This is a genomic window from Nocardia pneumoniae NBRC 100136, assembly GCF_000308755.1.
Classification (GTDB): Bacteria; Actinomycetota; Actinomycetes; order Mycobacteriales; family Mycobacteriaceae; genus Nocardia; species Nocardia pneumoniae.
Map to the genome: position 1 here is coordinate 31,351 of NZ_BAGF01000049.1, position 12,386 is coordinate 43,736.

Below are 12,386 nucleotides of genomic sequence, written 5' to 3' on the forward strand. Positions count from 1 at the left end.
CCCAATGCGCACGCTAGCCCGCCACCGGTCATACGCCGAGCTCTCGCCTTCAATGGCGGCGCGAATGTGAGATTGCCGTCATCAGGTTGCGGATTCTCCTTCGCGCCGCGACAGTCCGCTGGCGCGCAGCACGCGGCGCGAGATGCCCGCGCGGATGGACTCGTCGGTGCCGATGATCCGGACGTGACGGCGGGCCCTGGTGATCGCGGTGTAGAGCAGTTCCCTGGTCAGCAGGGTGGATTCGGGCTCGGGCAGCACGATGGAGACGGTGTCGTACTGGCTGCCCTGGCTGCGGTGGATGGTCATGGCGAAGACGGTGACGACTGCGGGGAATTGGGTGGGATGCACCAGGTACGGTTCGCTGCCGCGTTGCAGCGCCGCCCGCAGGGAACCGTCGGGCATGCGTACGACGACGCCGGTGTCGCCGTTGTAGATGCGCGCCTCGTGGTCGTTCGCGGTCACCAGCAGCGGCTGGCCGGGGTACCACGGGGCCTGGTAGGTGTCGGGGCCCGCTCCCCCGGCGGCGGCCCACTCGGCGGCCATCCGGTCCCAGCGTTCGACGCCGAAGGGTCCTTGGCGGTGCGCGCACAGCAACCGGTGCGATTCGAGCGCGCTCAGCGCGCCCGCCGCGTCACCCTCGAGGGCCGCGCCGGTGACGGCTGCCGCGGCACGGACGACGTCGGCGCGCACCGCAGTCAGGTCGTCGGGCGCGGCCAGCGACAGTTCATCGCTGTCCGTACGCAACAGCTCGAGGGCGGCGTCCGCGTCGCCCGCCCGGACCGCGATGGCCAGGTCGGCGATCCGGCCGCCGAACCTGCGGCCGCGGGTCAGTCGCACGATGCCACCGCGCAGACGGGTGCGCTCCAGCGCGGTCAGCGCTTCCGAATGGTCCGCTGGGGCAGCAGCTTCGGGGCCGACAATCTGGTCGAGGACCGGGTTCGGGGTGGTGGCGACCGGTCCTGCGACGAGATCGGCGAGCACGGCGCCCGCGTCGACCGAGGCGAGCTGATCCGGGTCGCCGACCAGGATCAGGCGGGTGTCCGGGCGCAGCGCGGCCAGCAGCCTGCTCATCATGGTCAGTGAGACCATCGATGTCTCGTCCACGACGATCACGTCGTAGGGCAGGCGGTTGAACTCGTGGTGCTTGAACCTGGTGCCGCGCCCGCGTTGCCAGCCGAGCAGCCGATGCAGGGTCGCGGCGGTGAGTTCCGGTAGTCCCAGCGAATCGGCTTGTTCGCGAACGGCTTCCTGCAGGCGCGCGGCCGCTTTGCCGGTTGGCGCGGCCAGCGCGATACGCAGCGCGGGCAGCTTCGGGTGGGCCTTGCGGTGTGCGTCCAGCAGCGCGATGATCCGCGCGATCGTGTGGGTCTTCCCGGTGCCGGGGCCGCCCGCCACCACGATGGTCCAGTGGGTCGCGGCGAGCGCCGCCGCCAGCCGCTGGCGATCAGGCGCCGCTCCCGCCGGTGTGTCGAACAACCGGTCCAGCTCTCGACGCACGATCCGCGGGTCGACTACCGGGTGCTGGGCGGACCGCTCGGTGAGCACCCGCCGGATCGTCTGCTCCTGCCGGTAGTACCGATCCAGGTAGAGCAGCGGGCCGGAATCGTCCGGCCCCCGGGATTCGACCAGCCGCAGCGGCCGCAACGGCCCCGCCGGTCCGCCGCACACCAGCGGGCTGACCCGCAGCGCCGCCACCACCGTCGCGATGTCCGGCCACGGCAGTGTCGCCGGATCGATACCGGCGTCCCACGTTTCGTCGGCGTCGACGCCGATCTCCCGCATCCGGTGCAGTTCCAGGCACACCGAGCCGGAGCGCACCGCGCGCACGGCGAGCGCCGCGGCGAACAGCACCTCCTCCGACGATTCCCGGCCCAGCCTGCCCAGCCGCAGCGCCACGTGCACGTCGGCGGCCGACAGCACGCCCGCCTCGTTGAACGTGCGCAACAGGCCGGTTCCCCGCTGCGCCACCTGAATCGAGGTCATCGCCCGGCCTCCCCGGCCAGCAGCGCCGACAGTGCTACGACCAGATCGGCGGGCGGATACCAGTCGAAGACGCCGCAACCGGACGGCGTCTCCGGCCCGATCATGCCGCGCACGAACAGGTAGCGAACGCCACCGAGGTGACGCGCCGGGTCGTAGCCCGGCAGTCGCCAGCGCAGATACCTGTGCAGCGCAACCGAATACAGCAGCGCCTGCAGTGGATAGTGGGAGTGCAGCATCTCGGCGGCCATCCGGTCGCGCGTGTAATGCGCGACGGTGAGATCACCGGTGCCCAGCCGGTTGGTCTTGTAGTCCACGATGACGAATCGCGGCGCCGCGTCATCCGGGACGCGCAGCACGGCGTCGATACTGCCGGTCAGGTAGCCGCGCAGCGGGATGTCCTCCAGCGCCGCCATCAGGTCCGCGTACTCGTACAGGTCGTCGTCGGCCGGGAGGTGGGCGCGCAGCAGGTCGGCGATCCGCCGCAATGTCGCCGCGGTCGCGCCGGTCCGGTCTCCACCCGCCAGCGGCAGTTCGAATTCGAGTTCGGTGAGGCGGTCGCGGCAGGCGACGTCGGCCAGGCAGCCGGACCCGAGCGGGGTCCGCAGCACCGCGAGCAGCGCCGTGGCGAGCTGTTCGGGGTCCGCCTCGGCCATCAGTTCCGTCACCGCCGCGCGGCACCGGTCGCGTACTTCGGCCGCCAGATCGGCGCGATCGGTGTCGATCCGTTCCAGCACGCCGTGCACGAGCGTCCCGAATTCCGCGCCGTAGGGCAGCGCGTTCATCAGCGAGGCGACGCCGGTGGGCTCCGGTTCGGACGCGCCGATCGGCGGTGCGCTCGCGGGCTCGTCACCAGGGCCCCTGGCATCCTCCGGTTCGCTGTCGGTGTCGAGCGCGGCAGGTCCGTGCGCCGACGCGGTGAGCGCCGAGTACGAGGTGCGCCGCCACTGCTGGTCCAGGACGCGGTCGAACCGCGCGGCCGCCAGCTCGCCGAGCACGGGTTCGGTACGCACCCGCCGGATCGGGATGTCGTCGCTTGCTGCTGCCGCCGTCACCGAGACGGCCGCTCCCGCGTCCTGGGCCCACGCCGAAAGGGCGGAGGCGGCATCGGCATCCGCGGGCACGGTGGCGCGCGCGGCGACCGCGGCGCCGCGGTCGGCCCGCCCGAAGACCATCCGGTGCAGCGGGGAAGCCGCGGTGGTGATCGCCGGCGCCCACCAGGCGACGATCTGGCACATCGCCCGCGTGAGCGCGACGTATAGCAGCCGCAGCTCCTCTCCAGCCTCCTCGGCTTCGCTGCGCGCCTTGCGTTCGGCGTAACCCGCCGCGTCCGGACCGCCCACGTCGAGCACGCGCGCACCCTCGTCGTCGTGGAACAGCAGCGTCGCCGGGTACGGGTTCTTCGCGCTGTCCCAGGCGAACGGCAGGTAGACGATCGGGAATTCCAGTCCCTTGCTGGCGTGCACGGTGGCGATCTGCACGGCGGCGGCGTCGCGGTCCAGCCTGCGGCTGCGGTCGGCGACGGCGCCGGAGGCGGGATCGCGCACCCGGTCGGCCAGCCATCGGGTCAGTGCGGTAAGCCCGAGTCCTTCGGTGAGCGCGACCTGGTCGAGCAGCTGCGCGATGTGCCGCAGGTCGGTGAGCTGGCGCTCCCCGTTCTCCACGGCGAGCAGCCGCTGCGCCAGGCACGCGTCGGCGGAGATCTTCTCGAAGACGGCCGCGAAGCCCGCGCGGGTGAACAGCCGCGCGGCCTCGCGCAATTGCGCGCTGACCCGCCCGACGAGATCGGCTCCCCCGCTGTCGATCTCGGCCGCGGTGACGCCGAGCAGCGGGGTGCACGCGGCCAGCCGCACCCGGTCGCCGCGGTGCGGCTGTTCCAGCGCCCGCAGCACCCACAGCCAGTCGGTCGCGCTGCTGGTCGCGAAGACGCTTGTGCCGCCGGCGAGCACGGAGGCGACGCCGACGCGGTCCAGCGCGGCGCGCACCACCTCGATCTGCGAGCGGGTCCGCACCAGCACCGCGATGTCACCGGGTCCGATCGGCCTGCGCGCCGCGTCGCCCGGCAGCCGCATGTCCGAATCGGACTCGGCCACAGCAAGTTCCGATTTCACATCGAGCAGCACGCCGGATTCGAGCAGGCCGACGATGTCGGCGGCGAGGTCGTCGGCGACCTTGGCGCGCATCCGGCCGACGGACGGGAACCCGGACTTGTTCAGCGGCCCGGCGCCCGTGCGGGGCAGGCATCGCAGGCGCATCGGGGTGATCAGCTGCCGCGGACCGGACAACCGCGACCACGGCCTGGTCGGGGTGACCGGATGCACGCCGATCTCCTTGTGCCCCAGCGCGGCACCGCCCTGCAGGTGGTCCAGCGCGGCCAGCAGTCCCGCGTCGCTGCGCCAGTTGGTGGTGAGCTCCTTGCGGGTGTCGGCGTGCGCGACCGCGTCCAGGTAGCTGAGCACCTCGGCGCCGCGAAAGGCGTAGATCGCCTGCTTCGGGTCGCCGACCAAGACCAGCGTGGTATGCCCGTGGAACGACCTGCGCAGGATGTCCCATTGCAGCGGGTCGGTGTCCTGGAACTCGTCGACCAGGGCGACGCGGTAGCGCTCCCGGATGCGGCGGCACGCGCGGGCGCCGTGGTCCGGATCGGCGAGTACGTCGTGCAGCAGCACCAGCAGATCGTCGAAGTCGCGCAGCCCCGCAAGCCGTTTGCGTCGTTCGGTCTCCGCGCGGACGGCCTGCGCGAACGCCACACGCTCGCTCGCACCGGACTCGCCGTCGGGGACGAGCACCGCGTGCCGGTCGCGCACCGCCGCCAGCGCGAGCGTGCGGGCCTCTTTCACCGGGAACGGAGGTTCGGCGCGGGCGTAGCGGTTGAGGTACAAATCGTCGACCACGGTGGCGACCAGGTCGTCCACGTTCTCCACCAGACGGGTGCCGGGATCGTGTTCGCCCGCGAACCCGAGCTCATCGAGCATGCGCTGACAGAAGCTGTGCGTGGTGGCGATGGTGCCCGCGTCGAAATCCGACAGCGCCGTCAGCAGGCGCCGCTGCCGCAGCCGCACCTCCGCTTCGTCGGCGTCCGCCAGATACCGGACCAGCTCGTCGGCGTGTGCCCGCGCCGCGTCCGGGTCGGCCAATCCGGCGGCGACGGCGACGAACCGGTCGCGGGTGCGCTCCCGCAGCTCCTGCGTGGCGGCGCGGCTGAACGTCACCAGCAGCAGCTGGGCCACCTCGATCCCGGCCTCGGCGACGTAGCGCACGGCGAGCCCGACGATGGCATGCGTCTTGCCGGTGCCCGCACTGGCTTCCAGCACGGTCGTTCCGGTCGGCAAGGGACCGTACGGCTCGAACGCGGCGGCGTCGAACGCGGCCGCGGTGAAGGAGGTTTCCTGGACGGTCACGCGTGCCTCCCTCCTGCGCGGCCGGATGTCACGCGGTCTGCGGATGTCACGCGGTCTGCGGATGTCGTGCGCGCGTGGTGGAGCGGCCGCGCCGCGCCGACCGGATCCGGGGTACCAGCCGGAAACGACAGTCCGAGCTGCCATTCTGCCGTGCGCGCGACCGCGCAACGGCGACCAACACGCCCCGAGGCGGTGGTGGATTCCCCTGCGCCGCACCGAAGCGCGCCCACCGGACGCCGCCGACCGGCCCGATCATCACCGATCACGGCTGCCCCTGGCTTTCCGCGGCCAGCAGCGGAGCCCAGATCCGCCGGGCCAGCGCGCCGAATCGGGTGGCCTCACCCGGCTCTCCCGCGGGCGCGGGTGCCGCCATCAGGTCGTCGAGCCGGGGCGCCGGGCCCCAGACGTAGCGCAGGTGGCGGTCGGTGTGATCGCCGAATGGTCCGGGACCGTTGGGGCCGCCGTTGAATTCACGCTCCGCCGCGGCGATCGCTTCGTCGACACCCGCCCCGCGGAAGCGTCGTTCGGCGTAGACCGCGGTGGCGGTGGGCGCGACGGGCAGCGGTTCGGTCAGCCCCGCGTCGCGCAGGGCGACCAGCTCGCGCAGGATCTCCGCGGCCACCGGCGCGTCGGGTGCGGTGAGCTCACAACGCCATGCGGGACGGCCGAATTGGCCACGGCCGGTGCTCACCGCGCGCCACGACCGGTCCTCGGTGACGGCGAGGGCGAGCAGCGAAACCCACGCGCCGACACGGTGCTTCGGGGCGATCCGGGAGAAGGTGGTGCGGACCAGCGTTTCGCCGCGCACCTCCGGCACGGTGCCGGTGAGCCTGCGTCCGTTGCCCAGATCCGCCGCGATGTCCACGGCGCGCGGAGTGCCCGCGTAGTCCGCCTGCGCGACGCGCACCAACCGGTCCACGGTGTGCTCCACCTCGTCGAGGACGGCCGCGCCGAAACCGAAGGGCGGCAGGGTGCCGCGCCGCCATTCCGCCGCCCGCAACCCCGCCGGATCCGCGCCGGTCAGGCGGGCGGCGAGGAGACGCTCGCCCAGTTCCCATTTGGCGAGGCCGTCGAGTTCGATGGGCAGCCGGTCGGCGATGTCCTCCTCGTGCTCCGGGACGCGCAGGCCGAGGCGCTGCCACAGGAACGCCCGCACGGGATGCTCGGCGAACGAGATCAGGTCGGCCAGTGCCACATCCGTCGTTTCGGCGGGCGGCAGGGGTGTGGGCAGGAACGCGGGACGCGGCTGCGCGGGCCGACCGGACGCCTGCGCGCCCGCCAGCGCCGCGGTGTCGAAACTGAACGGGCGCTCGGCTCGGAAATTGCGGCGGTCGAAGTCTTGCAGCGGATGCCGCGTGACCACCGCGTCCATCGCGGCGCCGACGTGCGCCCGCAGCGCGTCCAGCAGTTCGGCGACCGGGATGGCGGGCGGGCGGTGCGCCCCGGTCACCGGATCGGCGCCGGTGTGGAACACCAGCAGCGTGTCCCGGGCCGCGAGCACCGCGTCCAGCAGCAGCTGCCGGTCCTCGCTGCGCGGATCCCGCTCACCCAGCAGCGGTTGCCTGGCCAGCAGGTCGTCACCGTCCGCGCCGCTCGCGCGCGGGAACACCTCGTCGTCCAAGCCGAGCAGCACCACCACCCGGTGCGGCACCGACCGCATCGGCACCATCGTGCAGACGGTCAGCTCTCCGGTACGGAAGTTGGCCCTGGTCGGCCGCGCCGCCAGCCGCGAACGCAGCAGCACCCCGACGTCGGCCAGCCGCAACGACACCTCACCCGCGTGCTCGGTCGCGGCGGCGAGCTCCTGCCTGGCCTCGGTGCGCATCCACGCCTGGGCATCCGGCACGTCGGTCAGCAGATCCAGCGCGCGGCCGAGCACCGCCGCCCACTCCTGCGCGGGTCGCGGACCGCGCAGGTCGCGCAGGCACACCGCGAGCCGATCGATGTACTCGGCGAAGCGTCCGGCCAGGTCGACGTCGTTGCTGTCCACGTCGTCCAGTGGCAGCGCGAGATCCAGCCAGTCTTCGGAGGTTTCGCCCGCGGTGACGCCGAGCAGGATCCGGTCCACCGCGCTGTTGAGCGTGTTCTGCGCGAAGTCGGCGAGCCCGAACGCCTGCCGCTGGCGCTGCCCGATCCCCCAGCGCGCACCGGATTCGGCCGCCCACTCGCGCAATCGTTCGACATCGTCGTCGTCGAAACCGCAACGGCGCCGGACGGCTTCGGCCGCCGCGAGGTCGAGCACCTGGGTCACGGTCACCCTCCCGTCGGCCAATTCCAGCAGCACACCGATCACCGCGAGCAGCGGATTGGTCACCCCGCGCCCCCGGTCGGCCAAACGCACCCGCAGCCGATGGCCCGGATGCTCCGAATCGGCCTGCGCCTCCGGTGATCCCGGCGTCCGCTGCCCGAACGCCGCGCGCACCAGCGGCGCGTACGCCTCCACCTCCGGGCACATGACCAGCACGTCGCGCGGCTGGAGCGTCTCGTCGGCCGCGAACAGCCCGAGCAGGCATTCCCGCAGCACTTCGACCTGCCGCGCGGGACCGTGACAGGCGTGCACCTGCACGGTGCCGTCCGCGGCCACCGCTCCCGGCGCCGGTGGCCATCGGTCGTCACGGATGCCCGCCTGCAACGCACGCAGCAAGGTCGTGGGCGAACCACCTTCCGGTGCACCGCTCTCGGTTCCAGTCACGGCGGAATGGTGTGTGTCGGAGCCGGTAGGCGTGAGCCCGGCCAGCCGCTGCTGGAGCTCCCGGACGTCGCGGGCCAGTCCGGCCAGCAGCGGATGCGACACCGCCGCGGCGCTGCGATCCTCGGCACGGGTACGCGCCGGTGGCATCCGGTCCACGCGCGACCAGAGGACCGGGCTCGGATGCGCGAGCCACAAGTGGATGTCGCGGGCGGCGGCCAGGGCCGAGACCACCGCGAGCTGGTCGCTGGGGAGCCGGGTCACCCCGAACAGCGACACCCGCGGGGGAAGCGGGACCAGATCGGGTTCCGCACGCAAGCGCGCGCAGGCGGCCTCGAGCCGCTCGGCCGGGCTGGGTTCCCCGATCTCGGCGCGCAGCCTGCGCCAGAGCATGGGTTGCCAGAGCAGGTCGTCGGGTACCGCGGCGCCCGCGCCGTCGGTGTCCCGGCCCGCCGCCCACTCGGTGATCAGCGCCGGGCGCTGGGCGCCGTAGCTGTCGAACAGCGCGGCCACTTCCGCCGCGGTCGCGTAACGCCGCCCGAGGCGGTGCTCGCGGCCCGCGCCGCTCGGCGCGCCCAGATGCCTGGCCAGCACGGCGCACCACGGCTCGGGCAACGACGCATCGATCACCCGGAGCAGCGTCCACACGGCCCGCTCCTGCGCCCACGGGTCGTCCTCGGGCGCCACCCCGCTCGCCGCGGCCAGCACTTCGGCGACCAGCGCGGCCGGTGACGGAAAGGCGATGTTCGCGCAGACACCGTCGGCCGAGTCGCCCGCCCCGAGCACCGCCGAGAGCGACTGCGTCAGCCAGCGCTCCACGCCTTTGGCGGGCACCGCGACCACTTCCGCCGCGAACGGGTCCTCCTGCGGCGACGACAGCACCCCGGCGAGCGCCTGGGCAAGGACGTCGGCGCGCTCGGCACGGTGGATGTGCAGCGGCATCTGCGCCCTCTCGGTCGATGGGTGCCGGGCAGCGCTGGCCTCGGACTTCGTGCACGTTTATACGCCCGGCGACCGACGCGCAATCGCACCGCCCCATCCGGACGGTAGTGAAATAGACCACACCAGAACGGATTACTCCGTCGTGTCATGCGGGCCGCACACGGCCTATGTGCGACAGTGCTGCACCGGGGAGGGACGAGAGCTGCACCGAAAGGCTGGTTCGCGTTCATGGATGCGATGGTGATTCCCCTGGTTCCGAAAGGCGGATTCACGGTCCGCCGAGTCGGTGACCGCTGGGAGCTCGTCAACTCGCGCCACTACGGTCGTACCGTCGTCCTCCATTCCTGGCCCCGGGACCGGCACACCGAGGCGTTCGAGCACTGCTACCGCCTCAACGGACGGACGGTCGAGGAACTGCGCGCCGCCTTCCGCTGAACCGCTCTGGCCTGCGACGACGTCGAAACCCGGTGCGAGGCAAGCACGCAAACGCCCGAATAGCACAACCCGGACCCGAGCTCAAGACGTGCGAAGGGACCCGCGATGTGCGATCGTGGTCCCTCGTGCGTTATCCGTCCCCCGCCACCCGGACCGTTCCCCGCGTGGCCGCCTCCGCCTGTGTCCTCGCCGCCACGGCGCTCCTCACTCCGAGCCTGCCTGCCATACTCCCGACCGCGGGCGCCGCGCCGCTCGCGCATACGCAGGGATGCCTGGCCGGTTTCGACTGCGATATGAGCAGCCGCATCGCCGCCGTCGACGCCTACTTGAAGAACCGTCCCGGCGTCACCGGCTACGTCGTGCGCGATCGGGTGTCCGGCGGGGTCTACGCCAACGCGAACGCGGAGAACGCGGTCTGGACCGCGTCCACGATCAAGCTCGCGATCGCCGCGGATCTGCTGAATCGGGCGCGGGTCGGCGCGATCGCGCTGTCGCCGGAAGACCGTGGCCTGCTGGAATCGATGCTGGCCACCTCCAACGACGGCGCCGCCGACGTGCTGTGGACGAAGTACGCGGGGATCGACCGGATGGCGTTCAACAACGCCTTCCGCGCCAACGGCATGACCTCGCTGGTGCCGCAGCCGACCAACACCGCGCTGTTCCCGGACTGGTCGTTCCAGAAGTGCACCGCCGCCGACCTGGACCGGCTGATGAACCACATCCTCGAGCAGATGCACCCCGACGACCGCAACTACCTGGTGGACCGGATGCGCGCGGTCGACTCCAACCAGCACTGGGGCGTATGGGGCGCGGGTGCGAAGATGCGGCCGGGCCTGAAGAACGGCTGGTCCGCCGAGCAGGGCGGCTGGGTGGTCAACTCGGTGGGCTTCGCGGGACCGGGCGAGCGCTACACCCTGGCCATCATGACGTCGCTGGGTGACGCGGGCGGCTACACCGAGGGCGCCGACACCGATACCAAGATCGCGGAGATGCTCCTCGCCGGGCGGTGACTGTGTCTGATTTGCAGCGCCTGCGGCGCTGCGTGTTCGCGGCCCCGGGAAGTCTCGCGTCCGAGCGACCGAGACTCGCGCCTGCGGCGCATGCGCTTCGGTCACTCGGACGCGAGACGGGCCGCGAACGGTGCTCGTAAGACTCGCACCCGACGGGGCTGGGAATGTCCGAATCGGCTGGGTGTTCGTTTGCCAGCCGCTGCGGCGCCCGTAAGACAGAGCAACCCACAGAGCCGGGAGGGTGCGAATCGCTCAGGTGGCGGCGCGCCTGCGCAGCGTCATGGGCGCGCCGTCCCTGGGGAAGGGGATCGTGGTGAATCCCCAGGGCATCCGGTATTTCTCCGGGATGCGCCACTCGTATTCGCGCACCAAGGCGGCGGTCACCGTCTTGACCTCGAAGGTGCCGAAGTGCATCCCGATGCACTTGTGCGCGCCCGCGCCGAACGGCATCCAGGCCAGGCGGTGCGACTTGTCCTCGCGCCGCTGCTCGCCGAACCGTTCGGGGTCGAATCGCTCGGGCTGGGTCCATAGCTCGGGCAGCAGGTGGTTGACCTGGTAGGCGAGGTCGACCGGGGCGCCGGCCGGAATGTAGTGCCCGGCGATCTCGGTGTCGCGCACGGCGCGGCGCGACAATCCCGGAACCGGCGGCATCAACCGCAGGCTTTCCTTCACGACCAGGTCCAGGTCGCGCAGTCCCTCCAGATCCGCGATGGTCGGCGGCGCGTCGCCGAGCCGTTCGTCCATCCCGAGCACCTCGGCTCGCACCCGCTGCTGCCAGTCCGGGTGTTTGCCCAGGTAGTAGGCGACCGCGGTGGCCGTGGTCGTCGTGGTGTCGTGCGCGGCCATGATCAGGAAGATCATGTGGTTCACCACGTCGGCGTCGCCGAAGACGCCGCCGTCCTCGCTGCGCGCGTGGCACAGCCCGGAGAAGAAGTCGGGCGATTCGGTGCGGCGCTTCCGCGGCAGCATGGCGGTGAAGTACTCCTCGAGCACCCTCCGGCCGCGCAGTCCGGCCCGCCAGTTGCCGCCGGGCACGGAGTGCCGGATGATGGCCAGCCCGGCGTGGGTGCAGTCGACGAACGCGTCGATGAGCTGCTGGCGCCGCGGGCCGACGTCGACGGCCATGAATGTCTCTCCGGCGATGTCGAGGGTCAGCTCCTTGATCGTCGGATACAGCCGCACGGTGCGCTCGGCGTCGCGGCCCCGCGGAACCCACCGCGCGATGCTCGCGCGCACCACCGGGGTCAGCGCCGCCAAGTGCGCCTCCAGCCGGTCCCTGGTGAAGGCCTGCTGCATGATCCGACGATGGAATTTGTGCTCGTCGAATTCCAGCAGCAGCAGTCCGCGCCGAAAGAACGGTCCGATGAAGTAATCCCAGCCCTGGCCGAAGTCGCGGCGCCGGTGACCGAGCACCTCGTCGAGCGCGTCCGGCCCCGCGACCAGCACCCGGTCCACGCCGAGCGAGGTGTTCAGCGAGACCGGCCCGTAGCGGCGGTAGCGCTCCATCATCTCGGCCGGACCCCAGCGCATGTAATGCAATGCCCGGCCCAGATAGGGCAATCCGGCATCGCCGCGCACGGCGACGGTGTCGCTGCCGCGCGGCGGCGTGGCCAGCACCTGGCGCCGTTCCGGCAGCAGCCCCAGCGCACGGTCGATGAGATGATCGTGCGGGACCTCGATCAGCGCGACATTCTCCGATTCGGCCTGCACACTGGTTTTTCGGCCGATCACGCGGTCACCGGTGACCATGGTGAACCTCCCTGGAGACAGGGTCCATCGTAGGCTTTCCGCCGCATCCGCTCGGCCGGTTCCGGCACGGCGATCCTCCCCGCGGCGATTCGCCGTCGGTGAGACATCGCACCGCAACACGCCAGGAACGGGGATCTCGCCGTGACGGTGCACGGCGCGGCGGCTACGGTTGGGCGTGTC

6 protein-coding genes are annotated in these 12,386 nt (G+C 71.9%); 2 read left to right on the forward strand and 4 right to left on the reverse strand.

Annotated features, from left to right (window positions below):
* Positions 1-81: 81 nt before the first annotated feature.
* The 3 genes from recD to recC form a co-directional block, all read right to left on the reverse strand.
* Complete coding sequence (gene recD, locus ON34_RS15060) at positions 82-1,983, reverse strand: exodeoxyribonuclease V subunit alpha (protein ID WP_040779839.1); 1,902 nt, start codon at positions 1,981-1,983, stop codon at positions 82-84.
* Positions 1,980-5,381 (reverse strand): UvrD-helicase domain-containing protein, encoded by a 3,402-nt coding sequence (locus ON34_RS15065; RefSeq protein WP_051022667.1) that lies wholly within the window; start codon positions 5,379-5,381, stop codon positions 1,980-1,982. Before ON34_RS15065 ends, recD begins: the two co-directional genes overlap by 4 nt.
* A 262-nt stretch (positions 5,382-5,643) precedes the next feature.
* Positions 5,644-9,012: an exodeoxyribonuclease V subunit gamma gene (gene recC, locus ON34_RS15070; protein ID WP_040779841.1), complete on the reverse strand. Its 3,369-nt coding sequence runs from the start codon at positions 9,010-9,012 to the stop codon at positions 5,644-5,646.
* A 237-nt stretch (positions 9,013-9,249) separates the two neighbouring features.
* On the opposite strand from recC, the gene ON34_RS15075 reads away from it, so the two are divergent.
* Positions 9,250-9,447 carry a hypothetical protein gene (locus tag ON34_RS15075; protein ID WP_245548041.1) on the forward strand — a complete coding sequence of 66 codons (198 nt, stop codon included), beginning with the start codon at positions 9,250-9,252 and terminating at the stop codon, positions 9,445-9,447.
* 125 nt (positions 9,448-9,572) lie between these two features.
* Positions 9,573-10,457 carry a serine hydrolase gene (locus tag ON34_RS15080; protein WP_040779845.1) on the forward strand — a complete coding sequence of 295 codons (885 nt, stop codon included), beginning with the start codon at positions 9,573-9,575 and terminating at the stop codon, positions 10,455-10,457.
* Positions 10,458-10,709: 252 nt separating this feature from the next.
* Here the strand turns inward: ON34_RS15080 and ON34_RS15085 are convergent, their stop codons facing one another.
* Positions 10,710-12,206, reverse strand: a complete 1,497-nt coding sequence (locus ON34_RS15085; RefSeq protein WP_040779847.1) for a cytochrome P450 — start codon at positions 12,204-12,206, stop codon at positions 10,710-10,712.
* Between the last annotated feature and the right edge of the window lie 180 nt (positions 12,207-12,386).